At 37.3% G+C, this 25259-nt stretch carries 28 protein-coding genes; 4 read left to right on the forward strand and 24 right to left on the reverse strand.

All coding sequences use genetic code 11. The annotated features are described in order from the left end of the window. Positions 1-126 precede the first annotated feature (126 nt). From EGX95_RS24620 to EGX95_RS24655, 8 genes are all read right to left on the reverse strand, one after another. The gene (locus EGX95_RS24620; RefSeq protein ID WP_000062166.1) at positions 127-747 is read right to left on the reverse strand and encodes a hypothetical protein; all 621 of its coding nucleotides are present in this window, start codon (positions 745-747) and stop codon (positions 127-129) included. Beyond that, positions 744-1505, reverse strand: coding sequence for a MerR family transcriptional regulator (locus EGX95_RS24625; protein ID WP_000260367.1), 762 nt, complete (start codon positions 1503-1505; stop codon positions 744-746). Before EGX95_RS24625 ends, EGX95_RS24620 begins: the two co-directional genes overlap by 4 nt. Positions 1506-1605: 100 nt before the next feature. Next, positions 1606-1833 (reverse strand): hypothetical protein, encoded by a 228-nt coding sequence (locus tag EGX95_RS24630; protein ID WP_000524119.1) that lies wholly within the window; start codon positions 1831-1833, stop codon positions 1606-1608. Between the two features lie 16 nt (positions 1834-1849). After that, positions 1850-2242, reverse strand: coding sequence for a hypothetical protein (locus EGX95_RS24635; protein WP_000043107.1), 393 nt, complete (start codon positions 2240-2242; stop codon positions 1850-1852). Then, positions 2239-2460 carry a hypothetical protein gene (locus tag EGX95_RS24640; protein WP_001150191.1) on the reverse strand — a complete coding sequence of 74 codons (222 nt, stop codon included), beginning with the start codon at positions 2458-2460 and terminating at the stop codon, positions 2239-2241. Before EGX95_RS24640 ends, EGX95_RS24635 begins: the two co-directional genes overlap by 4 nt. A gap of 18 nt (positions 2461-2478) precedes the next feature. Continuing rightward, positions 2479-2868 (reverse strand): hypothetical protein, encoded by a 390-nt coding sequence (locus EGX95_RS24645; RefSeq protein WP_001000179.1) that lies wholly within the window; start codon positions 2866-2868, stop codon positions 2479-2481. Between the two features lie 11 nt (positions 2869-2879). Further along, positions 2880-3077 carry a helix-turn-helix transcriptional regulator gene (locus EGX95_RS24650; protein WP_000538359.1) on the reverse strand — a complete coding sequence of 66 codons (198 nt, stop codon included), beginning with the start codon at positions 3075-3077 and terminating at the stop codon, positions 2880-2882. A gap of 242 nt (positions 3078-3319) precedes the next feature. Then, positions 3320-4342 carry a YeiH family protein gene (locus EGX95_RS24655; protein WP_000438457.1) on the reverse strand — a complete coding sequence of 341 codons (1023 nt, stop codon included), beginning with the start codon at positions 4340-4342 and terminating at the stop codon, positions 3320-3322. A gap of 151 nt (positions 4343-4493) precedes the next feature. On the opposite strand from EGX95_RS24655, the gene EGX95_RS24660 reads away from it, so the two are divergent. From EGX95_RS24660 to EGX95_RS24675, 4 genes are read left to right on the forward strand one after another with little or no spacing between them, the layout of a single operon-like run. Then, positions 4494-5387: a LysR family transcriptional regulator gene (locus EGX95_RS24660; protein ID WP_123805765.1), complete on the forward strand. Its 894-nt coding sequence runs from the start codon at positions 4494-4496 to the stop codon at positions 5385-5387. A 51-nt stretch (positions 5388-5438) separates the two neighbouring features. Continuing rightward, positions 5439-5807: a MerR family transcriptional regulator gene (locus EGX95_RS24665; RefSeq protein ID WP_001219201.1), complete on the forward strand. Its 369-nt coding sequence runs from the start codon at positions 5439-5441 to the stop codon at positions 5805-5807. 4 nt (positions 5808-5811) lie between these two features. Then, positions 5812-6357: a flavodoxin family protein gene (locus tag EGX95_RS24670; RefSeq protein ID WP_000497632.1), complete on the forward strand. Its 546-nt coding sequence runs from the start codon at positions 5812-5814 to the stop codon at positions 6355-6357. A 2-nt stretch (positions 6358-6359) separates the two neighbouring features. Continuing rightward, positions 6360-6719, forward strand: coding sequence for a hypothetical protein (locus EGX95_RS24675; RefSeq protein WP_000186327.1), 360 nt, complete (start codon positions 6360-6362; stop codon positions 6717-6719). Positions 6720-6967: 248 nt separating this feature from the next. Here EGX95_RS24675 and EGX95_RS24680 read toward each other — a convergent pair whose 3' ends face one another. The 16 genes from EGX95_RS24680 to EGX95_RS24755 all read right to left on the reverse strand — a co-directional run bounded on the left by EGX95_RS24680 (position 6968) and on the right by EGX95_RS24755 (position 25139). Next, positions 6968-7279, reverse strand: a complete 312-nt coding sequence (locus EGX95_RS24680; RefSeq protein WP_000637525.1) for a YbjQ family protein — start codon at positions 7277-7279, stop codon at positions 6968-6970. 67 nt (positions 7280-7346) lie between these two features. After that, on the reverse strand, positions 7347-9062 hold the full coding sequence (locus EGX95_RS24685; RefSeq protein ID WP_000944630.1) for an ABC transporter ATP-binding protein: 1716 nt from the start codon (positions 9060-9062) through the stop codon (positions 7347-7349). Positions 9063-9335: 273 nt separating this feature from the next. Then, the gene (locus tag EGX95_RS24690; RefSeq protein ID WP_033670100.1) at positions 9336-10538 is read right to left on the reverse strand and encodes a PDZ domain-containing protein; all 1203 of its coding nucleotides are present in this window, start codon (positions 10536-10538) and stop codon (positions 9336-9338) included. Positions 10539-10629: 91 nt separating this feature from the next. Further along, positions 10630-12114 (reverse strand): S41 family peptidase, encoded by a 1485-nt coding sequence (locus EGX95_RS24695; protein WP_001998618.1) that lies wholly within the window; start codon positions 12112-12114, stop codon positions 10630-10632. Between the two features lie 70 nt (positions 12115-12184). Then, complete coding sequence (gene ftsX / locus EGX95_RS24700) at positions 12185-13078, reverse strand: permease-like cell division protein FtsX (protein ID WP_000645019.1); 894 nt, start codon at positions 13076-13078, stop codon at positions 12185-12187. Then, positions 13068-13754: a cell division ATP-binding protein FtsE gene (ftsE, locus tag EGX95_RS24705; protein WP_000594317.1), complete on the reverse strand. Its 687-nt coding sequence runs from the start codon at positions 13752-13754 to the stop codon at positions 13068-13070. The genes ftsX and ftsE overlap by 11 nt, the downstream gene beginning before the upstream one ends. 289 nt (positions 13755-14043) lie before the next feature. Next, a complete protein-coding gene (gene cccB / locus EGX95_RS24710; RefSeq protein ID WP_000727968.1) occupies positions 14044-14367 on the reverse strand; it encodes a cytochrome c551 in 324 nt (107 codons plus the stop codon). A 443-nt stretch (positions 14368-14810) separates the two neighbouring features. Further along, positions 14811-15909 (reverse strand): peptide chain release factor 2 gene (prfB, locus tag EGX95_RS24715; RefSeq protein WP_096334510.1). Its coding sequence is split into 2 segments (ribosomal slippage): positions 14811-15836 and positions 15838-15909, totalling 1098 coding nucleotides; the frame shifts between segments, so codons are not numbered across the junction. A gap of 144 nt (positions 15910-16053) precedes the next feature. Next, positions 16054-18561 carry a preprotein translocase subunit SecA gene (secA, locus tag EGX95_RS24720; RefSeq protein ID WP_000579382.1) on the reverse strand — a complete coding sequence of 836 codons (2508 nt, stop codon included), beginning with the start codon at positions 18559-18561 and terminating at the stop codon, positions 16054-16056. A 275-nt stretch (positions 18562-18836) separates the two neighbouring features. After that, a complete protein-coding gene (hpf, locus tag EGX95_RS24725) occupies positions 18837-19379 on the reverse strand; it encodes a ribosome hibernation-promoting factor, HPF/YfiA family (protein WP_000671191.1) in 543 nt (180 codons plus the stop codon). A gap of 320 nt (positions 19380-19699) precedes the next feature. Beyond that, positions 19700-19897, reverse strand: coding sequence for a cold shock protein CspC (gene cspC, locus EGX95_RS24730; RefSeq protein ID WP_001162041.1), 198 nt, complete (start codon positions 19895-19897; stop codon positions 19700-19702). Positions 19898-20023: 126 nt separating this feature from the next. After that, positions 20024-20728 (reverse strand): ComF family protein, encoded by a 705-nt coding sequence (locus EGX95_RS24735; RefSeq protein ID WP_002028884.1) that lies wholly within the window; start codon positions 20726-20728, stop codon positions 20024-20026. Next, the gene (comFA, locus tag EGX95_RS24740) at positions 20728-22077 is read right to left on the reverse strand and encodes an ATP-dependent helicase ComFA (RefSeq protein ID WP_000900493.1); all 1350 of its coding nucleotides are present in this window, start codon (positions 22075-22077) and stop codon (positions 20728-20730) included. Before comFA ends, EGX95_RS24735 begins: the two co-directional genes overlap by 1 nt. Before the next feature lie 126 nt (positions 22078-22203). Then, a complete protein-coding gene (locus tag EGX95_RS24745) occupies positions 22204-23661 on the reverse strand; it encodes a C40 family peptidase (RefSeq protein WP_000499503.1) in 1458 nt (485 codons plus the stop codon). A gap of 147 nt (positions 23662-23808) precedes the next feature. Then, a complete protein-coding gene (locus EGX95_RS24750; RefSeq protein WP_000400857.1) occupies positions 23809-24123 on the reverse strand; it encodes a winged helix-turn-helix transcriptional regulator in 315 nt (104 codons plus the stop codon). A 173-nt stretch (positions 24124-24296) separates the two neighbouring features. After that, the gene (locus EGX95_RS24755; RefSeq protein WP_000844764.1) at positions 24297-25139 is read right to left on the reverse strand and encodes a DegV family protein; all 843 of its coding nucleotides are present in this window, start codon (positions 25137-25139) and stop codon (positions 24297-24299) included. Between the last annotated feature and the right edge of the window lie 120 nt (positions 25140-25259).

Below are 25259 nucleotides of genomic sequence, written 5' to 3' on the forward strand. Positions count from 1 at the left end.
TCTTCCGCATGAACAAACAATAAGCACCACACTAATTAAGATTCCACTTCATTTAAAATCAGCTCTTTTTCCTACTGTCATCCTCTCCTATACAAACTATCGGTATACTAAAAAAGCTACTTTCCTCTAAGAAAGTAGCTTCTCTTTCCCCTTCTCCTTCTTCGGAAAAAGAACATATGAAAATGAAATAACTGTATCCACTAAAAGTATAATCGCCCAAACTTGGCTAACCCGACTCGCTGCTTTATTTAAAACAATTCCCGTTTCTAACCAATTACGCCATTGTTCAACCGGGGCAAGACCGTACAGAAAGAAAAAGAAAATATGCACAACAACAAACAAACTAAGGTGCAATACCCAATTTTTTATTTCCTGCTTCGCATAAGCCATACCTGTTAATTCTACCTGTTCTTCTATAATAGGCGCCGGCTCATTCCGCCATTTCGCAACTAATTTTTGCGCAAATATATCAAGCTTCTTCAAATCCTTTTTCCCGTAAAAGACTGCATACAATAAAATGATTACAGTAATGATTTGAAAGTTAGAAAACTTTCCTGTTTGATAATAGTCCACTACCCCTAAAGTTAAAATAAACACTTCATTTACGAGTAGCACAATTCCCATAATAAAACTCGCCTTTTTCAAACGAAATCCGTAACGGAGTAAAAAGAAACCGATAGCCGCTAACCAAAATACAATTTCTGCCCCAATTAAAAAATACCAACGATATTCTGCGAGCATACTCATTTAGCCCTCTCCTTTTCATCATAGATACGAAAAGCTTCATCCATATATAGTAAAAGTTCTTCTTCAATCGGATACAGACTCATTTTCTGTGAATCTTCCTTCGATTTTCTAACTTCCCATAACTTATCTAAAAACGCTTCATCACCATTAGCCATTTCTAAACATTTCTGCATTAATCTCTTCGTTGCCCCTTGTACCTCATCACTAGCTACTTCTTTACCGTCTTTCATAAAAGTACGGAATTGCTTTAATAAATCTACCCATTCTAAAACATTCGGATCTTCCTTACTCATGTTTGGTAAATTATGAAGCAATTTTTGTTCTTCCTTTGAAAATACTTCATTTTGAAATATTTCACGTATACGAGAAGACTGCTTCGAAAGCTGAATCAGTTCAAACATAACTTTCCAATCGAGTTCTCCTTCCACATCTACCGAATAAACAACTGCTTGTAAAACACTCTCCATTCGATTAAATTTCTTTTGTTCTTCTTGTACAAACCGAAGTTGTTTTTCAAGCGAATTTTTTAAATCTAGCTCACCTTTTACTAACATATTCGCAGTTTCTTTTAATGAAAATCCCATTTCCTTTAAAAACAAAATTTGTTGCAAACGAATAACGTCCGCTTCACTATATAACCGATGTCCACCCTCTGTTTTACCACTCGGCTTTAATAAATCTATTTGATCATAATAACGTAATGTACGTACCGTAACCCCTGTTTCTCTCGTCAATTGTTGAATTGAAATCACTACCATCACCTCTTCTCCTTCATTATAAAAGATGACGTTACGTAACTTTCAAGTGTTTTGTAAAAAAAATACAAAAGGCTGTTTATATGCTTCGTATAAACAGCCTTTACGGAAATAACCCCTTTTGCACAGCACGACCACAAAATAAAATAAGTGCCCCAACAACAACACTCGTTGCTGTTTTATGATAATGAGCTGAAACTAATAAATAATACGATAAACCTACAGTACCAAGCATGATACAAATACTCGGCACTGGATTATGAGAGAAGTTCTGCATTCCCCAAAACAAAGCAAAAATAGCCGTAGCGACACATAATACTGGTAATCCCATCCCAGTTCCCCTTTTTCTATCTATTCCTTGTTGCTAACACGCTCGTCGATGCCATACTTATTAATAGACCAAAAATAGCAATATATAATAACTCATTTACATGTACTACTGGCCTGTCTAAATACTTATTTACACAAAGATACATAATGAACAAGAAAACGAAGCTTGTCATACTAATCGTAAAATATGACTTCATCTTATTCACAACTCGCTCATCAATCGACGGTATTCCCTCTTCTTTCAAACGCTTCTGTTCTCTATATTCCGCAATGCCATATAAAATGACTAGTGCTACATTCGATATGAAAATAGTTCTCCATGAAATACTTAACATTATTAAACTCGCATTTAAAATAAGCTCCGCTAAAAATAAACTTCCTATAAACCTTATAACATCTTGCTTACTCATACATGATCCGCCTCTTTTTGATTTCTATACTTCCACTTCGGCCAATAGTTCACAAGAAAATACACCCACAGTCCTAGTACAAATAAAACAAACGGCATACCAGCACTTCCGTAAACAATTAAATTGTACAAACTCCATATGGCTAAACTAATCGCTAAAAACAACCCTAAATATTTAAACGCTTTATCTGACTGAAATCTCTCAAACTCATCTTGCATTTTTCATTCCTCCTATCACTATGCTCGTTTGCCTACCATAACTCCTATGATGAGACTACCCGCAAATAAGGCACTGCATATCAGAAATATTTCTTGCACTGGTATAACAGTCCTGCCTATTACTTTACTCGCAACAATATAAATAATAAGAAACAGAAATGCGAATACAAATGAGACGTTTACATGCTTTTTTATATTTTCATTTACTCGCTCATCTATATCGGGAAGTTCTTCTTTTCTGTACTTACGATTTTTGTAATTTGTATACAACACTAGAAATACAATCGCTAAAATATTACTACATACGAGCGGTAAAATTGGTATAGCCGGATTCATAATATGAACTATAACGTCTCCCAAAAACAATCCAAAAGTCGCACCGATCACTAACTTTTTCGTATCGTTCATTTTTCCTCCCCTTACTCTAGCGTAAATATTTCTTCCACCTTCACTCCAAAATATTTGGCAATTTTTAAGGATAACTCTAGACTCGGATTGTAATGATGGTTTTCAATCGCCACGATTGTCTGCCGCGTCACCTGCATCGCCTTTGCCATTTCAACTTGCGTTATATGATGTTGCTTTCTTAATTCTTTAATTTTATTTTTTACACCCATAGGCTCCACCTTCAAAAGTAAAGATATCTTTACTTGAATTATAAATATTTTCCAATTATAAGTAAAGATATCTTTACTTATAATTGGAAAATATTTCACTGAACATCCACTCTAACAAAGTACAAGAGTAATTCAATTTATATCGGCGATTTTTCAAATATATCGACTTACTGACGTCCGTAGCAAGATAAGCATAAGAAAAAGCTGTCCCTAAATACCTTCGGGAACAGCTTTCTCCTCTACTACATAAATCCTAACGCATATACAAGAACATATCCAAGCACCGATAAGCAAACCGAGCCAATTAGCCCTGCCACGAATGCTTTGCTTCCTAACTTACGGAACGTTTTAAACTCTATATTTAAGCCAAGCCCTGCCATCGCCATTGCGATAAGCATATAAGCGATGACTACAATATATCCCGCAACAACTTCTGGAATCACGCCAAGAGAATGCACCGCACTCATCGCTAAAAATCCGAAAATGAACCACGGAATTGGAAGGTCGCGCCATGATCTTTTTTCCTTGCTTCCCTCACTCTTACCAAACCATAGACCAATTAAAATCGCTACTGGTACAAGCATTGCAACGCGCGTTAACTTCACGATAACTGCGATGTCTACAGCCGTGCTTCCTCCTGGCGCCGCAGCTGCGATAACATGAGCGATTTCGTGCAGCGTCGCACCCGAGAATACACCGTAGCCGTACGGAGAAAAGCCAAGCACTGGATATAATAGCGTATAAATAAGCGTAAATATCGTACCTAAAATAGCAATGATTGCAGCCCCAACTGCTGTTTCATCATCTTTTGCTTTCACTTGCGGCGCAATTGCCACGACCGCTGCCGCCCCGCAAATTGCTGTTCCACATGCTGTTAAAATCCCAAGTTTCTTTTCTACCTTAAATACTTTTGTTAGTCCATATACAACGAAAATCGTGAATGTAATAACCACCGCTGCAATGACCAATACTTTCGGCCCTGCCTTCGCAATATCAACAAGATTTAATCGCATTCCAAGTAAGATAATCCCAAAGCGAAGCAACTTCTTACTCGCAAAGTTCGTCCCCGCAATTGCTTCATGAGGGACTCCAATTGCCGCACGCCAAACCATCCCAATTAGAATAGCAATTACTAATTGTCCCATAATATTTAAAAATGGAAGCTCCGCTAAATATTTCGCCACGATTGCGATTAATAGTGTAATCCCAATTCCTTGCGAAAATCCAAAACGCTTCTTCTTTTGTATAACAAGTGTTTGTTCCACTTTGAACCACTCCAATAATCGTATTGGAACATGCATGTTCTTTCTACTTACATTATAAGAGAGTTTCTATAATAAGTTTAATACCAATACCAAATCTCTATCATCAGAAATACTTATGATAAGATGATAGAAAAAGAAAGGAGCAGATAATATGAACGTAGACATTTTAAAAATTTTTGTTACTGTCGTTGAGCAGAAACATTTCTCCCGTGCAGCAGAATTATTAAACCTTTCACAGCCTGGCGTAAGTATGCACATTCGCAACTTAGAAAACGAATTTGGAACTACACTCATTCAGCGATCCCCGAAGCACGTTCAAGTGACCGAGGCCGGAAACATATTATATATACACGCAAAGCAAATGCTCTCTCTTTACGAAGATGCCAAACAAGAAATTAACGAACTACATAACGTTGTAACAGGAACGCTTCGCATCGGTGCTAGTTTTACAATTGGCGAATACTTACTTCCAAAAATACTCGCTAATTATGCCAATGAAAATCCACGCGTCGAAGTTCATACCTTTATTTCAAATACAGAAGACGTTTTGCAAAGCCTTCGCTCTAATCAAATTGATATCGGCTTAGTGGAAGGGCAAGTCGTATACGCCGACGTTGATGTTGAAACGTTTATGCAAGATGAAATGAAACTCGTCGTCCCGCCAAACCATCCACTACTCCGCACAAATGAAATAAATGAAAGGACACTCCAAGATCAAGTGTGGGTATTAAGAGAAAGCGGTTCTGGAACACGTGCTTATAGTGATCTCTTTATTCATCAACACCATTTAAAAATGAAACGATTCTTTACCTTTAGTAGTATCCAAAGTGTAAAGGAAGCTGTCGCTGCCGGGCTTGGCATCGCTATCCTTTCTGATTGGACTGTACGGAAAGAGCTACTGGCAAAAGAACTATTCCACGTCGAAGTTCCAGATGAACAACTCATCCGTCCATTCTCCATCGTGCGCGGCAAATATTTTATTCCGTCTAAAGCTATTCAAGTGTTTCTAAATCATGTAAATTCTTTTGCGAAAAAACAGCATTGACCTTCACATTAGTGTGAAGGTTTACAATACATGTAAAAGGAGTGAAACGCATTGCGAATTGGGGAGTTATCAAAAGAAACTGGCGTTAGCGAAAGGTCACTAAGACATTACGAAGAAAAGGGATTGCTCCCTTCGAAGCGCCTCGCAAATGGCTATCGTGATTTTGACGAAAGTGCCATCGAAAAAGTGGAGCTTATTCAAATGTACTTACAAATTGGCTTAAATTTAGAAGAGACGGCAAGGATGCTGCGCTGCCTTGAAATTGAACCGCACTTATACGACAATCCGTGCAGCAGCATCCTTACACTTTATGAAGATAAACTTAATGAAGTAACAAAGCAAATCTCATTGCTTTCCAATATTCAAACGAATTTGCAAAAACACGTTTCACTCCTAAAACAAGCAAAAGAAAAGGAATGATTACATGTTTGTTATACACGGCAGTTCAAGACAAAATGGAAATACGGAAGCTTTAACACATATGATGGTTGATGGAATTGAAACAGAACAAATTTATTTACGTGATCACACAGTCTATCCTATTACAGACCAGCGTCATGATGCAGAAGGATTCCAACCTGTAGATGATGACTACGAGCAGTTAACGAAACGCATGTTAGAGCACGACACAATTATCTTTGCTACACCATTATATTGGTACGGGATGAGCGGTCATATGAAAAACTTCGTCGATCGCTGGTCACAAAGCTTGCGCGATACATCTCTTCATTTCAAAGAAAAAATGAAAGGTAAAAAAATGTACATTGTTATCGTTGGCGGCGATAATCCGAAACTAAAAGCATTACCGCTTATCTCCCAGTTCCAATACATCTTTGATTTTGTTGGTTCATCATTTGAAGGTTATATTATTGGGGATGCGAATGGATTAGATGAAATTCAAAATGATGCTGAGGCGATAGCTAAGGCACAAGTTTATAATAACGAATTCAAAAATCACAAGCTGAAATAAGTTTGACAAACTATTTAGACTTAGCGACGCAAGAAGAATTAGAAAGCATGTTACAAGAGTATCCTGGCACTATACTTTTCATCAGCCATGACCGTGCCTTCATTCGTTCTGTTGCAGACCATATTCTACAAGTAGATGAGAGTGAACCAAGAGTATTCCACGGTAATTACGAGCAATACACAAACAGAACAACCGGGGATTCTGTAAACGTTACTGAACAAGAATTATTACGATTACAAACAAAATTAACAGAAATCATCGGCCGAATTTCCATACCAAATCAGCACGATGACATCAAATCTCTCGAACAAGAATACGAAACATTATTAGTTCAAATCCAGAAATGTAAAGAAGCACTCTAATGTCTTCCCTATATATCGACGGGACCTGCCGCATTTCCCAAGAAATATTGAAACTTCGACATATAAAGTAAAAAGCCGTGCACCAGCACGGCTTTTTACTTTATCCCGCATTAACGGGCAGTAAGACTCCCACCTCAAAATTCGGTTAAGGCAAAGAAGGTAGATGGGAGACCAACTGCCCGTTAATGCCCGATTGGTTCAACTAATAATCAGTGGGGAACAAACACCCCACTGATTAAAGTTTCACTTTATATACGAACAGCAGTCCCGCTCACCGCGACCATTAACATCCCTTCGCGAACTACTTCGTAATCCACGTCGATGCCAACAATTGCATTCGCATTTTTTTGTCTTGCGAGAGTTTTCATTTCTTCCATTGCGATGTCACGTGCTTCTTTCAATTTGCTTTCGTAAGCGCCTGAGCGACCGCCGACAACGTCACGAACAGAGGCAAAAAGATCACGAACGATATTCGCGCCCATAATCGCTTCTCCATTGACGATATCGATATACTCAATAATTTCTTTTCCTTGAATTGTAGACGTTGTTGTTACAATCATACTTTATTTCCTCCCATATGAGATTTCCATCTACTTATATGGTGTGCTAATTGGGCAAAAATTATATTTACGAACTAAATTGCGCTTCGTATAATCTGCTATATCCTCCGCCTTGTTCAATTAATTCATCATGTGAACCTTGTTCTGCAATCCCATCTTTATTTACAACGACGATTCGATCTGCATTTTTAATCGTTGCAAGCCTATGAGCGATAACTAATGTTGTACGACCGACAGATAGTTCAGCAAGTGATTTTTGAATCGCAAGTTCCGTCTCTGTATCTAGCGCAGAAGTTGCTTCATCTAATATTAAAATTGGCGGATTTTTCAAGAACATACGAGCAATCGCTAAACGTTGCTTCTGTCCGCCTGACAGTTTCACGCCGCGCTCACCGATAACAGTATCTAAACCGTCTGGTTGTGAGTAAATTAAGTCTTCTAATTGCGCACGTTTTACTGCCTGCCAAATTTCAGCCTCTGATGCTTTTAAATTTCCGTAAGCAATGTTTTCACGAATTGTTCCTGAGAATAAGAACACATCTTGCTGCACAATTCCAATTTGCTTACGGAGTGAAGATAACGTCATGTCTTTCGTATCAATACCATCAATTTGAATCGATCCAGATGATTGCTCATAAAAACGTGGTAATAGGCTACATAACGTCGTTTTCCCAGCTCCAGATGGTCCAACGAACGCAACCGTTTCACCTGCGTGGATTTTCAAACTAATATCATTTAAAATCGGTTCTTTATTTTCATAACCGAACGTAATGTTGTTATATTGAATATCACCGTGTACATGCCTCACTTCCATTGCATCTTTAGAGTCCACAATATCTGGCTCTGTTTCAAGAAGCTCTACATACCTTTTAAAACCGGCGATCCCTTTCGGATAGCTTTCGATTACCGCATTAATTTTTTCAATTGGACGGAAAAAAATATTCGTTAATAGAACGAATCCGATAAATCCACCGTACGTTAATTCTCCTTGCAGAACAAACCACGTACCACATATTAAGACGAAGAGCGTTACGAGACGCATAAGCATATAACTAATTGACGAATTTAGCGCCATAATTTTATACGCCATTAATTTCGTTGTACGGAAACGAGCATTATTAACAGCAAATTGCTCTTTCTCAAACTTTTCATTTCCGAATGCTTGTACAACGCGGATACCACCAACGTTGTTCTCAATACATGCATTGAAATCAGCAACATCTGAGAATAAACGTCTAAATGTACCTGTCATTTTTTTATTGAAGTAAAGTGCCAACCATAATAAGAATGGAATAACGAAGAACGTTAATAGCGCTAACTTCCAGTTGATCATCATCATAAATGAAAATGCCCCAACTAAAGTCATTACGGCGATAAATAAATCTTCTGGCCCGTGGTGAGCAATTTCCCCAATTTCCATTAAATCGTTTGTAAGGCGTGAAATTAAATGACCTGTTTTATTATTATCAAAAAATCTGAATGATAGCTTTTGAATATGATCAAATAATTTCTGCCTCATATCCGTTTCAATGTTAACGCCAAGCATATGCCCCCAATATGTAACAACGTACTGTAAGCCTGCATTTAACATATACACTCCAAGTAAGCCGACACAAGCCCATAAAATAAGCGTCCAGTTTTGCCCTGGCAATAACTTATCAATAAATTGATTTACGATAAGCGGGAAACCAAGTTCTAGTAATCCTGCGACGACCGCACAAGAAAAGTCGAGTATAAATAAACCTTTATACGGTTTATAGTAAGAAAAAAATTTACGTAGCATATCTTCCCTCCATTTTCCAAAATTAAAAAGACTCCCTAAATGATAACCATTATCAAATAATTATTCAAGTTATCCGTCTATGAAACTGAAAATAAGCTTTGCAATAGTTGTCGTTTTTGGCCGGAAAGTCGATATATTCGAATAATCGCCGATATATTTCAAGTTGCGCTGATATATTCGGAAAATCGCCGATATAAATTTCATTTACTAACTACCTTCCCCCGCCCCAAAAACAAAAAAAGGTATCACCACAAGGTGATACCTTTTCTTCTATTACATCGCTTCCGAATCCCACTCATGCTCCTGCTGAACAAACACAATACCTAATTCGTGATGTCCACCAGCGTATAATGCCGTTTGAGCAAGGCGAAGTTCTCCATTTGTATCTAAAACTTCTAACTTACAAAATGCTCCTGTCGTCTTCGTTTGAAGCGCATCATAAAATTCCTCAGCACTTCTTGGAATGACTCCATTTACTTTCGTAATCATTTCTCCAGGCAGTAAATTCAGCTCTGCTCCAATTGTATTTGGAATTGTATCTAGTACAACGAGTCCATCATTACGTGCAGCGAAGTACGCTGGTCTTGTTTCATCCGCAATTTTCTCTTGCATGGAAATTGTAAAACGTCCAAGCATTGCAACGCCCATTGCAATAATGGCAAGTACGTGCCACCAATAACTTGCGATTCCTAAAACAAGCACAAGTCCTGCTAATCCGTACACACGTCTTCCTGTAAATAATAAAGCTTCCGTCGGCTCATAACTTCTAATCCTTCTCATAAATCCAATTAAAAATGGAACGAGGAATAAAGAATATGTATCAGAACCGATTGAAACGACAGGCCACCATGAAATAAACTGCGTTACTGCGTCACCTGGTACGAGAATAAAAATAGGAACGATCCATAAACGCTTTGATTCGTGTAAACCAATCTTTAGTCCACGCTTACCCTTCCTAATCTTCGGCGTCGAATATCCTACTGCATTTTTAGAAATCAACAAGCCCTCTACAACGAGCATAATGCCTAGCAAAATAGCAAGGGACACAATTGTATTCTCTTCCCCTTCCCCAAGCTGTAAGAAGGAAACTGGTAGCTTAGAAGATAATAGAACACATACAATCGCGATACTATATGTATAAGCTGCTGATAAATATCGATACATAGCAGTTAATCCAAACAGTAACGTCCAAAGTAAAATGGCCCATAAGCTCGCTTTAGAAACAACAAGTCCGAGCCCAATTGTAATAATAGATACTACTAATCCGTATTTAACTCCCGCAAATAAAGATGTTCGCAGTTCAAACCAAATATCATAAACTTTAAAAGAAAAATCTTTTCGTTCTCGTAACATACGTAAGTATCCAACGAAGATACTACTTATTAAAAATACATAGACAGCAGGGTGTAAGAAAAAACGTCCAACTGCCCGCATTATTTCAAAAATCCATGCCTCCACGAACCCATTCACCACCATTTATATCATTCTTTCTTTTTATATTATCATAACTGGACAAACGTTTGTTTAACACAAAAAAATACAGGCAGCAAACTGCCTGTATTTCTTTTTATTTCGCCATTAATTTTAATGCTGACTGTAATTGTAGATCATTTTCTCCAGAACGGATTTTTTCAATAATTTTCGTTTGAATCGCCTCAGCTGTCTTTTTGTCGAGCTGTCCTGTCGCTTCCATCTTATTCGCATTTTGGAATGCTTTCAGGGCTGATTCTGTCTCTTTACTAAAGTAGCCATCTTCACGTCCTGGTACATACCCTAAACTCTTAAGCATTTCTTGGGCATGTTTTACTTGTACATCATTTGCATTGTATGAAAGTGTCTTTTCAATTTGAATTGGTGTCGCATGATAATAATCTGGTTGTTTCACTTCTACAGTTGGCTTGATTCCTTTTTTATGAATCCAGTTTCCATCCGGTGTTAACCATTTGAACATCGTTAATTTGATATTGCTACCATCTTTAAATGGAACAGCTTGCTGAACAGTACCTTTGCCAAACGTTTTTTCACCAATTAAATCGTATCCTTCTCCCTCTTTTAGCGCACCCGCTAAAATCTCTGAAGCAGAAGCACTTCCATTATCAATTAATACTGAAATTGGATATGGCTTTCTCTCTTTTAGTTCCGTAGAGAATTTCTTCTTCTCACCATTTCTTTGCTCTACTTGTAGCATCGGCTTTTTATCCGTCATAATTTCTCCTAGTATCTCTTCTACACTATTTAAGTAGCCACCTGGATTACCACGTACGTCAATAACTAAGCCTTTTATGTTTTTCTTCTCTAACTCTTTTAACTGATCCTTAAATTCTTTCGCTGTATTTTCAGCAAAAGAAGTGATTTGCATATAACCGATATCTTTTCCACTCTCTTGTTTCACAGAGCTAAACACTGTGAAGATTGGAATTTTTTCACGCTTAATTTTAAATACAATCGGATCAGCTACTCCTGCACGCTTAATTTCAATCGCAACAGTCGTTCCTTTTTTACCACGAATCTTTAATACTGCTTCTTCACGTGATAAATCTTTCACACTATTTCCATCTACAGATAAAATTTGGTCATTCGGTTTAATTCCAATCTTTTCTGCTGGTGAGCCTTTAATTGGAGATACGATAATAAGCTTACCGTCCGTTTTGTTCACCTCAGCCCCAATCCCTTCTAACTCGGGATCAAGCGATTCACTAAACTGTTTAGCCGTTTCTTTATCCATATACGTGGAATAAGGGTCCTTCAGCGTAGACAACATGCCTTGTATTGCACCTTCGACTAATTTTTCATCTTTCACGTCTTCCACATAACGTGAATCAATTAGTGCATACGCCTCATTAATTTTTGCCAAATTCCCTTGCGCAGTGCTAGCGTTTCCATTCGAAATTGTTTGCGTTACTTCTGCTGGGTTAACCCCAAATAAAGACATACCCGCAAACATTCCGCCAGCACCAATTAAAAATGCAACAACCATTCCAATAATTGCAACTCTACGTTTCAATGCGGAATTCCCCTTTCCAAAACACACAGGTGGTGTAGCAAAAGGCATCACACAGTGTGTGATGCCTTTACCTATTTCTACTATATGATAAGCTTGTACGAATTATGTTTGCAACTTTTTATACTTTTAAGAAGCGACGAATTGACATTACACTTCCCCACATACCGATTAAAGCCCCGATTAACACTAGTAAACCAGCTAATTGGAATACGAATGGGCTGTATGGTAGAAGTTCGAAAATTGTTCCGCCAAGTTTTTCGTTAAACACACCTTGCAACGAATTATACGTAACTAGAATTAAGCCAATTGGAATAATTGATCCTAATACTCCTAGGAATAATCCCTCTAATAAGAACGGCCAACGAATAAACCAGTTTGTTGCACCTACAAGTTTCATAATTTCGATTTCTGTACTACGAGCATAAATTGTAATTTTAATTGTATTAGAGATTAAGAACATCGCTGTGAATAAAAGACCAGCAATTAACACAATCCCGATGTTACGACCAGTTTTTACAGTATCAAATAATCGTTCAACTTGCCCTTTTCCGTACTGAACATTACTTACAAACTGCATTTTTTCAATCTTTTTCGCAATTGTTGCTGTATCTGTTGGTTCTTTTGCTTTTACAACGAATACGTTTTTAAGTGGGTTATCTTGTTCAAATAACTCAAATGTCTTTCCGCTATCGCCTAAGCTTTTAATTAAACGTTTTAACTCTTCTTCTTTAGAAGAATATTTAATAGAGTCTACTTTTGCAATCTTACTCATATCATCTTCTAATTTCTTTTGATCAGCTTCTTTTGCTGCTGGATCAATGTGTACACGAATTTCTACATCTTGCTCTACTTTCGTCGCAAAATGGTTCATATTCATAATCGCTGTTAAAAAGACACCTACAAGTAATAATGTAACTGTTACTGCACTAACAGAAGCAAACGTCATCCATCCGTTACGTGATAGATTCTTTACACCTTCTCGCAAATGTCGACTAAGGGTCTTAGCCTTCATATCCGTATCCTCCCTCCATCTCATCTCGAACAATTTTTCCGCCTTCAATCGCGATTACACGATGACGGATTGTATTTACGATATCTGCGTTATGTGTCGCCATAACGATCGTTGTACCACGCTCATTAATGCGCTTGAAAATCTTCATAATATCAAGAGCTGTTTCAATATCTAAGTTACCTGTTGGCTCATCGGCAATTACAACCTTTGGTCTATTAACAATTGCTCTCGCAATCGCAACACGTTGCTGCTCCCCGCCTGAAAGTTCGCTTGGAAGTGCGTCTGCACGATCTTCAAGACCTACAAGACCTAACACTTCTGTTACACGCTCACGAATTGCATCTGGCTCTTCTTCAATTACTTCTAAGGCAAACGCAACATTCTCATATACCGTTAATTTAGGTAGTAATTTAAAGTCTTGGAAAATCACGCCTAATTGACGACGGAAATATGGAACGTCTCTTTCTGCTAATGACTCGATAGTAAGACCATTTACATTAATTGATCCTGTAGATGGCTTCTCTTCACGATACATCATTTTAATAAATGTAGATTTTCCGGCTCCACTCGGTCCAACTACGTATACAAACTCGCCTTGTTTAATGTTAACTGTGAGACCAGCAATGGCTTTCATACCATTCGGGTACTCCTTATAAACATTCGTCATTTTTATCATTATTTATCACCCAATACTTAATGATTTTTTTCGAAATACTTTTCTGTACATTTGAAAATAAAAGCTAAACCTTTATTCTCTTTTAAACCACTCTTGTTGAAGGTAGTCTACTTATACTCTTTTTCTAAGCAATACTACTCTATGTAATATATTTCAGCAAAATTCTACAAACCTCATTGTAACATCAAACGGTTTCCAGTTTGGATACATTTTTGTTACAGTTATGTTACATTCCAAAAAAAGGGAAACGAGTTGATTATATGAATCAACTCGTCCATTTTACCCCTTTTTATTTATGTTCAGCTAACCACTCAGCTACTTTTTTCGCATCTTCACCTTGAATAAGTCCTGGCGACATTGAACCGCGACCTTTTTTAATAATTTCTTCGATATCTGCAGCGTCGTACTTCCCGCCTACTTTTCTTAAATCAGGTCCAGTTGCTCCTGATAAATCTGTTGCGTGACACCCAGCACAACTTCTTTGGAAAATTTGTTCTGCACTGTCTGTACTTGCAGACTGGTTCGAAGGCTTACTCTCTTCTTTATTTCCACACGCTCCTAAAGCAAAAACGACTGATGTTCCTAGCGCAATAGCCAATAATTTCTTTTTCACTTCTATCGCTCCCCATTGTTGATATTCTTTTCATTCCTAACACACTCATTTTCATTATAAGCATTATCTTTATATAGAAAAACTAAGGTGTATTTCATATTCTTCAAAAATAAAGTGAGAACCCTAATGATATAAAGCTTTTATAAGTTGTTTCAATTCTGTGAACAACTTATAAACTTCTATAAAGGATTCTTTTTGAACGGGAATTTAGAAAAATTCTGTAGAAAGCCTTACTCTATTGCCAATCTGTTTTACTATTTTCTACTTTTTACAAAACAATATACAACATTGTATGCTACATATAATCCCATCAAAAAGAGAAGTTGTCGTTTCCAACTTCTCTTCCTCTGTACTTCATCCATATAAATAAAATAGCACTCTTTATGTCCTCTATATCCTCAACGTGCGCCAACAATTTTGTTGGCTTTTTTTCACTTAGCTTATTAGATGCGAGAACGTAAGTAAGCATCAATAAACGGATCAATTTCTCCATCCATAACTGCTTGCACATTACCGACCTCTGTATTTGTACGGTGGTCTTTCACAAGAGAATATGGGTGGAATACGTAAGAACGGATTTGGCTACCCCATCCGATTTCTTTTTGTTCTCCGCGAATTTCATCTAACTCCGCTTGTTGCTCTTCTAATTTCTTTTGATATAATTTCGCTTTTAACATTTTCATCGCATGCTCACGGTTTTTAATTTGAGAACGCTCTGACTGACACGTTACAACCGTATTTGTCGGTGTATGCGTAATACGAACTGCTGAATCTGTCGTATTGACGTGCTGTCCACCTGCTCCACTTGCACGATACGTATCAATTTTCAAGTCTTCTGTACGTATTTCAATTTCAACTTCATCATTGAATTCAGGTACAACTTCACAAGATACGAACGATGTATGACGACGGCCTGAAGAATCGAATGGTGAAATACGTACAAGACGATGCACACCTTTCTCAGCTTTTAAATAACCGTAAGCGTTATGACCTTTAATTAATAAAGTAACGCTCTTAATACCAGCTTCATCACCTGGTAAGTAGTCAACAGTTTCTACTTTAAACCCACGTTTTTCAGCCCAACGTGTGTACATACGTAATAACATAGAACCCCAGTCTTGTGACTCTGTTCCACCTGCACCTGGGTGTAATTCTAAAATGGCGTTATTTTTATCATAAGGATCACTTAATAGTAACTGAAGCTCATACTCATTCATTTCTTGAATTAAGCCTTTTACTTCTGATTCAAGCTCCTCATGTAAATCTTCATCATACTCTTCTTTTAAAAGTTCATGCGTTATTTCTAAATTTTCGAATGTCTCATCTAACTGACGGAAACTCCCAACCATATCTTTTAACGCATTTGCTTCGTTAATGACAGCTTGTGCGCCTTGTTGGTCATCCCAAAATCCTGCGCCCATCATTTTTTCTTCTAATTCTGCAATTTGTTTCTCCTTAGTAGGGAGGTCAAAGAGACCCCCTAAAAGCCGCTAATCTCTTAGCCATTTTCTCTAATTCCTGTCTAATTTCTACTAATTCCATTTCCTTCACCTCTATGTAATTGCTGTTACTTTCGCATGAAAACAAGGGAAACTCTCTCCACTTATGACGGAGAGAGTTTAATCCTTCTTAATTATACATTTTTGATGTAAAAGTTTGCAAAGCAGCCTGGGCTACCGCCCTATATTACTTCCCAATGCCACAGCAGTTTTTATATTTTTTACCACTACCACATTTACATAAATCGTTGCGGCCCACTTGGTCACCTTTTACAACTGGTTTTTTCTTCGCCTCTTCGCCATCGCTAGATGGGTGAACAGCTTCACCTTGAACAACTTCTTGACGCTCTAAGTTTTGTTCAATTTCAGCTTTCATAATGTAACGAGAAATTTCCTCTTCAATAGAAGCAATCATTGATTCGAACATTGCGAACCCTTCCATTTGATACTCACGAAGTGGATCAATTTGACCGTAAGCACGTAAATGAATACCTTCACGAAGGTGATCCATCGCATCGATATGCTCTGTCCATTTCGTATCTACAACACGGAATACAACAACTTTTTCGAACTCACGCATTTGCTCTTCTGGCATAAGCTTCTCTTTTTCGTTGTAACGCTCTATTAATTTCGCGATAATTGGCTCGCTCATTTCCTCTGGAGCAAGGCGACGTAATTCTTCTTCTTTCACATCTCCTTCTTGCAGAAGGTTTGTATTTAAGTAGTCAACAAGACCTTTAATGTTCCAATCTTCTTCAATTTCCTCTTGTGTATGAAGTGCAACCGCACGCTCTACTGTAGATTTCATCATACCTTCAATAATACCGCGTAAGTTCTCAGACTCCATTACCTCTTGACGCTGTTTGTAAATAACTTCACGTTGCTGACGAAGTACATCATCATATTGTAGTAACTGCTTACGTGCATCATAGTTATTTCCTTCTACACGTTTTTGCGCAGATTCTACTGCACGAGAAACCATTTTACTTTCGATTGGCTGAGAATCATCCATACCAAGGCGATCCATCATCGCTTTCATATTATCAGAACCGAAGCGACGCATTAGTTCATCTTCCATTGATAAGTAGAACTGCGTAACACCTGGGTCCCCTTGACGACCAGCACGACCACGTAACTGGTTATCAATACGACGACTTTCGTGACGCTCTGTACCGATAACGGCTAAACCAACGTTTTTCACATCGTCTCCAAGCTTAATATCTGTACCACGACCTGCCATGTTCGTCGCAATCGTTACAGCGCCTTTTATACCTGCTTCTGCAATGATATCCGCTTCACGCGCATGGTTTTTTGCATTTAAGATGTTATGACGTACACCTTTACGCGTTAACATTTTTGAAATAAGTTCTGACGTTTCGATCGCAACTGTACCGACAAGAACTGGTTGCCCTTGTTTATGACGATTTACAATATCCTCAACAACAGCATTAAATTTACCTTCCATTGATTTGAAGATTAAATCTGCACGGTCATCACGAATAATCGGTTTGTTCGTTGGAATTACGATAACGTTCATATTATAAATGTTACGGAATTCCTCTTCCTCTGTTTTCGCTGTACCAGTCATACCAGATAACTTTTCGTACATACGGAAGTAGTTCTGGAATGTAATTGTCGCAAGCGTCATACTTTCATTTTGAATTTCTACGCCTTCTTTTGCCTCGATAGCTTGGTGTAACCCTTCGCTATAACGACGACCTTTCATAAGACGACCAGTAAATTGGTCTACAATTACGATTTCGCCTTCTTGTACAACATAATCTGTATCACGATGCATAACAACGTGCGCACGAAGTGCCTGATTAATATGGTGAAGAAGCGCTACATGTTTTAAATCAAATAAGTTTTCAATATGGAAAGCTTTCTCCGCTTTCGTAATACCATCTTCTGTTAACATTACATTTTTCGTCTTCACATCAAATGAATAATCTTTTTCATTTTCTAACGTACGAACGAATGCATTTGCAAACATGTACAGCTCTGTTGATTTTTGAGCTTGTCCAGAAATAATAAGTGGCGTACGCGCTTCATCGACTAAGATAGAATCGACTTCATCGATAATAGCAAAGTGCAGTGGGCGTTGAACGCACTGCTCTTTATATAAAACCATGTTGTCACGTAAGTAATCGAATCCAAGCTCGTTATTTGTGCTATACGTAATATCAGCAGCATAAGCCTCTTGTTTCTCTTCGCGTGACATACTGTTTAAATTAATTCCTACTGTTAATCCTAGGAACTCATGAAGTTGTCCCATTTCGCTCGCATCACGTTGTGCTAAATATTCATTGACTGTAACAACGTGAACACCTTTTCCTGTTAAAGCATTTAAATATACAGGTAATGTAGATGTTAACGTTTTACCTTCACCCGTTTTCATCTCAGAAATATTCCCTTCATGTAAGGCAATACCACCCATTAACTGTACACCATACGGACGCATTCCAAGAACACGAGTCGCAGCTTCACGAACAACCGCAAAAGCTTCAGGTAGTAAATCATCTACTGTTTCACCTTTTGTTAGACGTTCTTTAAATTCAAGCGTCTTCCCTTTTAATTGTTCATCAGTTAATGGCTTAATAGATGACTCTAATGCATCAATTTGCTCAACTGTTTTCTGCATACGTTTAATTTGGCGTTGATTTACATCAAACACCTTTTTTAAAATACCGATCATAGGAAATACGCTCCTCTTTTTATTAAAATAAAACTTCCGATTGTTTTTTCTTTTTCTCTATTACAATCAGTCGTTATAAGAATCAAATGTATGTTATGCCAATTTTTCTCCTAATTAAAAAAACTAAAATGTATATACCTAATGATAATTGTAACACTTGTCTTATAACTATGACAACAATCGGCCGAATGTCTCGTTCTAAATTAAGAAAACTTTTAAAAAAAATCTATTTTCAGCAAAAAAAGCGCAGCCATTTCGGCTGCGCTTTTGAATTATTATTTAGTTTCGATTAAACCATATTTCCCATCTTTACGGCCATATACAACATTAGTTTCATTTGTATCAGCATTTGTGAAGACGAAGAAATTATGTCCTAGCATATCCATTTGTAAGATCGCTTCTTCAACGTCCATCGGTTTTAAATCGAATCGTTTTGTACGTACAAGTTCCAGTTGATCCTCTTCTACCTCATCCAGGACAGCTACTGCTTCTGGAAGGATAAAGTTCGTTTTCATAGAACCTTTCTCACGTAACTTACGATTTACTTTTGTTTTATGTTTACGAATTTGTCGCTCAAGTTTATCAACTACTAAATCGATAGCAGCGTACATATCGCTATTAGTTTCTTCTGCACGAAGTAATAAATCAGTAAATGGAATTGTTACCTCGACACGTTGCTTGTCAGAGTATACTTTTAAATTAACTTTAATCTCTGGGAATGTATCAAAATAACGCTCTAACTTACTTAGTTTTTTCTCTACATATTCCTTTAATGCTGGAGTTACTTCAATATTTTCACCACGAATGTTGAATTTCATAGATGAATTCCTCCTTTCAAGCCTATGTACTATAATTTCGACACCGGCTTAAAAACTCCTTCTAACTTTTTTAAAAAAATTAGTGGAATTGCGATTTTTTTATCGTTTTTTGTTGAAATGAAAAGATGCATCGTTTCTATCTTTATTTTATCCTATTAACATCGTGAATAACGAATATAACTGTGGACAATTCGTTACAGAAAAGAAACAACTTTTTGACAACTCCATTCATAACAAAAACCCCTTGCAAAAAACAAGAGGTTCTACCATATATATAACGTTGCCACAAACGCAGCTTTCTCTTCCCAAAAACAATATACCTACAGTTTTACAACATTAGCTGCTTGTGGTCCACGTGCTCCCTCTACAATATCAAACTCAACTTGTTGCCCTTCTTCTAATGACTTATATCCATCTTGTTGAATAGCAGAAAAATGAACAAACACATCATCACCGTCTTCACGCTCAATAAACCCAAATCCCTTTTCTGCATTGAACCATTTTACTCTTCCTTGCATGTTCATTCCATTCCCTTCACTCTAAAAATCAGGGCATTTGCCCCATAATTTCACTATAACGAATGACAACTTACGAAGTCAAAGAAGACTTATCGTCTTTTTATTATCTCTTTCGACAGTTACAGATCAACTTCTACAGAGCGTCAAACTAGAAACTTCGCTTGCTCCTTTATCATAGAAAAGACTTCCAATTTGTCTCACTGTAATTCCTGTCGTATATACATCATCAACAAGTAAAATATGTTGTCCATGAAACATCTCTTCTCTCTGAAAATAAAAAGGATTACTTCCCGAAAGCCTTTCTTTACGCGACTTCTTACTTTGCTTTTCTGTTTCCTTCCTTCTTAATGATGAATAAAAATTTTTGACAGGCAAACAAGCTGCTAATAACTCTGCTTGATTAAAACCTCGTTCATATTCCCGTTCCCTACTAAGCGGAACAGCAATAACGGTTGAAACGTCCGTAAAATACTTTTGAAATAACTCCCGAAAAGATTGATAAAAAATACGAACTAACTCCGCATCACCTCGAAACTTAAATTGCGCTAGTATACCTTTCATATCATCATTGTACACGTACAACGAACGATTTTTAAAAGGACGATATCCTTCCTCATTCCTCCATCTTACACAGTCCATGCAAATGTCATTTTCTTTATATCGAGTAGGTAAGTCATCTAAAGGACGACCACAATCCATGCAAATTCCTCCTATAATATAGGAAAGTTTTTGCTCACATCTATCACATACATATTTTTTTGGGGACCTTACAAAGAAGGTGTACCAACTAACTGTTTCCACCATATACTCATCACAAAGTAAACAATGCATTAATCGATCAATCCTTGTTCTTTCGCATTTTTGTTCATACTTTGAATATGTTTTTTCGCGCGTACCATTGCCTCTGTCTTACCGTAATGAAAATACATAACCTCACCATATGGCTCTTCAAAACTACGCCCCGCTCGGCCTGCAATTTGTACGAGCGCACTCTCTGAAAAAATTTCTTCTTCAGCTCCTAACACAGCCACTTGTAAGTTCTTCACAGTTACTCCTCTTTCTAAAATTGTCGTTGTAACTAATAACGGAATGTCTCCCTTTCTGAAAGATGCTACTTTTTCTTTTCTCATCGAATCTTCTGCATGCACGCCATCGATTCTATTATCCAACCCTTTCAACAACTGACTTATTTCTTCTATATATCGCACATGAGGAACAAATAAAAAAATAGGATACTTTTTGTTTAAGTTCATTTTTAACCATTGTAGTAACACGCGAGGAATTTTTTTATGATGGAGGCTTTTCTTCCAATTTCCGCACCAACTAAATAGAGGAACTGGTAACGGGTGACGATGGTATCGTCCTGACACAATAACACCTTTTTGTTTCCCCTTTCTGAAATTACGCTTCCATTTTTCATCAGGGGTTGCAGTTAAATAAATACGCGCTGCTTTCTCTTTCATTGCTTGCCTAACTGCATACTGTAACATTTGATCCGCATGATACGGGAAGGCATCAATCTCATCTACAATCATCACATGAAACGCTCTATAGTAACGTAACAGTTGGTGAGTCGTTGCAACGACTAACGCTGCATCTTTTTTATGATCTACACTCCCTCCGTATAAAGCAGCTACAGTTATACTTGGAAACACTTCTTGTAATCTCGGCGCTAATTCCAGTACAACGTCCGTCCTTGGCGTTGCGATACACACTCTTTCTCCTTTTTGGAGCGCCTCTTCTATACCGTAAAATAACATTTCTGTTTTTCCAGCCCCGCACACAGCCCAAATAAAAAAAGATTCTTTCTGCTTAATCGCTTCTATAACTCCTTGCGCCGCCAACTCCTGACCAATCGATAAAGCCCCATTCCACTGTAATGGATTTAGCTCCCTGTCTCCGTTTCTTTCATGAATTCCGCGAACAAGTACAGCACATTCACTAACTCTCCCCATCGTGATACACTTCCGGCAATACGCGCATGCTTTACCGCACCTTTTACATAAAAATGATGCAAATAGCCGCTGCTCTATATTTCCGCAGCGCTGACATATATATTTAGAAGTATTCTTCGTTATACCTTGTACACATACAACCTCTCCCCTCTTTTTCAAATCACTTAATTCTCTCCGTAAATCTGAAGAGAGTTCTTCTAATAGCAACTGTTTTCCACCAAGCATTAGCAATCACCTCCAGCACTACTATAAGCCTTTCTTATAATCTCGTAAAAACGCAAAAAAGCCGATAACCTACTTATAAAATAGTAAGCTATCGACTTTATACACGTTTTTTATTCAATTATAATCCTATAATCTACCGTAACCTAAGAAATGCTTTTGGTTGTAAGAGCTATTTACGCTACCGTAAGTAACACCTGTTGATTCATCAGCAGCATGGATCATTTGACCGCCACCAATATAAATACCAACGTGAGATACGCCTGCTCTGTAAGTACCTTGTAAGAAGATAAGATCTCCTGGTTTTGCTTCAGATGGGCTAATCTTTTGTACAGAGTTCCATAAACCTCTAGTATCTTGACGACCTAAACCGTAAACATAAGAGATTAAACCACTGCAGTCAAATCCACCATTTGAAATTGACGCACTACCCCATACGTATTTTAAACCTACTAAGCCTTTAGCTTTTTCAACAACATCTTGTCTTCCGCCACCATTGTCAGCTGGTACTACTGGGGCTGGTGTTGCTTTTTTCTCTTCTTTTTTCTTAGGCTCTTCTTTTTTATCTTGTCCGTCATTGTTTGCTGGAGCTGCCGGCTCTGCTTGTGTTTGTGCTGGCTGAGCTGGAGCCTGTGACGGTTGTGCTGGAGCTTGTGCTTGTGCTTGTGCTTGTGCTTGTTGTGCAGCTTGTTCTGCTTGTTTTTGAGCAGCAACTTCTTGTGCTGCTTTTTCTTGTGCTTCTTTTTCAGCAATTTGCTGTAATTTTAATGCCTGTTGTTCAAGCTCCTTCAATTGTTCTTCCGTACTTGTCATTGAAGTTACAACTGTATCCATTTTACCGCTTAAATCGTTTACTGCCGCTGCTTTTTTCGCTTTTTCAACATCAAGTTCTTTTTTAGCAGTTTCAATTTGAGCTTGTGCTTCTTTTAATTCTTTTTGCTTTGTTTTTACCGTTTCAACATCTTTTTTCACGTTCGCTTGATCTTCTTGTTGTGTTTTCATGATGTCTTCGTCAGACTCAAGAATTTTAGAAACTGAATTTAAACGATCAACTAAATCTGCAAGATTTTTAGAGTTTACAAGAACTTCTGTTACAACGTTTGTGTTTGGTTGCTCTTGAAGTGCAACTAAACGTTTTCTTAATAACTCCTCACGTTTTGCAATTTTCGTTTGTAATTCTGCAATATCTTTATTTTTCTTTTCGATTAATTGCTCAGTGTCCGCAACTTTTTTCGTTGTTTCATCAAGCTTTGCAGCATTCTCTTGAACAGACTTATCTAAACCTTGAATTGTTTTGTTTAAGTCATTCATTTGTTTTTGTAATTCATCACGTTCTTGTTGTTGTTTATGTAAAGTGTCATTTTGTGTATTAATTTGTGATTTCACGTCAGAAATTTTATCTTCAGCAAATACATTTGGTGTTAGTCCTGAAAACATTAACCCTGCCACTAATGCGCAAGATGCCATTTTTAGCTTTTTCATTTTATTTTTTACACCGCTTTCTTTTTTCTTTTTCCGTATATAACCTATAAAATTTATACCATAATTCGGGATTTTTTTTGCTAATGTTACGCTTTTGTAAAACAAATGTAATATTATATGTAACACTATCGCAAAATATGCATATTTTTGTATATATGTGTAGAGTTTTAAAAGGTTTTTATAAGCAAAGAAAAAAACGCAAGGTTTCCCTTACGTTTTATTAAATATACTAATACGGATGAAATCAAAACGTTATTTCATCCATTTCTCAGCCCAATTTTGGACTTCATCCATAACACTTTCTAACGCTTTTCCCTTGTCCGTTAAGCCGTACTCGATTCGAACTGGTACTTCTGGATAAACATTACGAACTACAATGCCTTCGCTTTCCAATTCCTTTAAACGCTCTGATAACATACGATCGCTCATATTCGGTATAATATCTGCGATTTCTCTAAAACGTTTTGACTCTTCCAGCAAAGATTTAATAATTAAGCCAGTCCATTTCTTACTAAGCAAAGTAAAAGCTGACTCAAACTTTGGACATAAACAAGAATTATGCTCCATATGTTTCACCTCTCTTCTATTATAATATAGTTTCTTGTAAAAAGTAAGTTATAAAACTTTCCTCATTATTTTATTTTACGTACATTTTACCATTTCCAAATATTAACTTGTCAACTTCACGTAAAATATCCGTAAAAAAACCCTCTTCCGAAAGAGAGCTTTTTATATCTTTATTACTTCGTATACCATCCAAGACCTAGTGCACCTTCACCTAAATGCGTTCCAATTACAGCACCGAAATAACCTGTGCGGATTGTAACATGAGGATATTTTGCTTCTAATTCTGCCTTCCATTCATTCGCTTCCTCTTCACGTTGTGCATGAATGATAACTGCTTCCATAGGTACACCTTTACTTGCTTGCTCATCAAAAATTTCAATGATACGTTTTAACGCTTTTTTACGCGTACGAATCTTTTCAAACGGGATAATGATTTTGTCTCTAAAATATAAAACCGGCTTTACTTGTAACAGACTACCGATGAAAGCTTGCGCACTATTTAATCGGCCTCCACGTTGTAAATGGTGTAAATCATCTACTACAAAATAAGCGTCCATCGTTTTCTTCATTTCATCAAAACGGGCGATAATCTCTTTTGGATCCTTCCCTTCGCTTGCTAGCTTTGCACCTTCACGCACGTAGAATCCTTGTACTTCACAACTAATTTCAGAGTCGTACGTATATACATCAATACCCTCTACCATTTGACCAGCTGTCGTTGACGTTTGATATGTACCACTAATCCCACTTGAAAGATGAATGCTAATAACTGCATCATAATCCTTAGATAATTCTTCATATAGCTCAACAAACTTTCCGATTGCTGGTTGAGAAGTTTTCGGAAGCTCTTCTTGCTCACGTACTTTTACATAAAAATCATCTGCTGAAATTTCAGCTTCTTCTTGATAAGATTCCGTTCCAAACACAACGTTTAATGGAATCATATATATATTGAGTTCATCACGAATATGCTTCGGTATATATGCTGTACTATCAGTAACAATAGCTGTTTTCATTTTCGTACCTGCCTTATAAAAAAGTTTTTATTTCCTAATTTTACACGAAAACTAAAAATGGTGCATCCATACATGAAAATGCGGGTTTGAAATTATACTTATCATCTCGACAAATTACAA

This window comes from Bacillus sp. FDAARGOS_527, from assembly GCF_003812125.1.
GTDB lineage: Bacteria > Bacillota > Bacilli > Bacillales > Bacillaceae_G > Bacillus_A > Bacillus_A paranthracis.

Bases quoted from the DNA above. Each gene is read 5' to 3' on its own strand.
- EGX95_RS24620 (WP_000062166.1), bottom strand. From the start codon at position 747: ATGAGTATGCTCGCAGAATATCGTTGGTATTTTTTAATTGGGGCAGAA.
- EGX95_RS24625 (WP_000260367.1), bottom strand. From the start codon at position 1,505: ATGGTAGTGATTTCAATTCAACAATTGACGAGAGAAACAGGGGTTACG.
- EGX95_RS24630 (WP_000524119.1), bottom strand. From the start codon at position 1,833: ATGGGATTACCAGTATTATGTGTCGCTACGGCTATTTTTGCTTTGTTT.
- EGX95_RS24635 (WP_000043107.1), bottom strand. From the start codon at position 2,242: ATGAGTAAGCAAGATGTTATAAGGTTTATAGGAAGTTTATTTTTAGCG.
- EGX95_RS24640 (WP_001150191.1), bottom strand. From the start codon at position 2,460: ATGCAAGATGAGTTTGAGAGATTTCAGTCAGATAAAGCGTTTAAATAT.
- EGX95_RS24645 (WP_001000179.1), bottom strand. From the start codon at position 2,868: ATGAACGATACGAAAAAGTTAGTGATCGGTGCGACTTTTGGATTGTTT.
- EGX95_RS24650 (WP_000538359.1), bottom strand. From the start codon at position 3,077: ATGGGTGTAAAAAATAAAATTAAAGAATTAAGAAAGCAACATCATATA.
- EGX95_RS24660 (WP_123805765.1), top strand. From the start codon at position 4,494: ATGAACGTAGACATTTTAAAAATTTTTGTTACTGTCGTTGAGCAGAAA.
- EGX95_RS24670 (WP_000497632.1), top strand. From the start codon at position 5,812: ATGTTTGTTATACACGGCAGTTCAAGACAAAATGGAAATACGGAAGCT.
- EGX95_RS24680 (WP_000637525.1), bottom strand. From the start codon at position 7,279: ATGATTGTAACAACAACGTCTACAATTCAAGGAAAAGAAATTATTGAG.
- EGX95_RS24685 (WP_000944630.1), bottom strand. From the start codon at position 9,062: ATGCTACGTAAATTTTTTTCTTACTATAAACCGTATAAAGGTTTATTT.
- EGX95_RS24690 (WP_033670100.1), bottom strand. From the start codon at position 10,538: ATGGTGGTGAATGGGTTCGTGGAGGCATGGATTTTTGAAATAATGCGG.
- EGX95_RS24695 (WP_001998618.1), bottom strand. From the start codon at position 12,114: ATGCCTTTTGCTACACCACCTGTGTGTTTTGGAAAGGGGAATTCCGCA.
- ftsX (WP_000645019.1), bottom strand. From the start codon at position 13,078: ATGAAGGCTAAGACCCTTAGTCGACATTTGCGAGAAGGTGTAAAGAAT.
- ftsE (WP_000594317.1), bottom strand. From the start codon at position 13,754: ATGATAAAAATGACGAATGTTTATAAGGAGTACCCGAATGGTATGAAA.
- secA (WP_000579382.1), bottom strand. From the start codon at position 18,561: ATGATCGGTATTTTAAAAAAGGTGTTTGATGTAAATCAACGCCAAATT.
- hpf (WP_000671191.1), bottom strand. From the start codon at position 19,379: ATGAAATTCAACATTCGTGGTGAAAATATTGAAGTAACTCCAGCATTA.
- cspC (WP_001162041.1), bottom strand. From the start codon at position 19,897: ATGCAAGGAAGAGTAAAATGGTTCAATGCAGAAAAGGGATTTGGGTTT.
- EGX95_RS24735 (WP_002028884.1), bottom strand. From the start codon at position 20,728: ATGCATTGTTTACTTTGTGATGAGTATATGGTGGAAACAGTTAGTTGG.
- comFA (WP_000900493.1), bottom strand. From the start codon at position 22,077: ATGCTTGGTGGAAAACAGTTGCTATTAGAAGAACTCTCTTCAGATTTA.
- EGX95_RS24750 (WP_000400857.1), bottom strand. From the start codon at position 24,123: ATGGAGCATAATTCTTGTTTATGTCCAAAGTTTGAGTCAGCTTTTACT.
- EGX95_RS24755 (WP_000844764.1), bottom strand. From the start codon at position 25,139: ATGAAAACAGCTATTGTTACTGATAGTACAGCATATATACCGAAGCAT.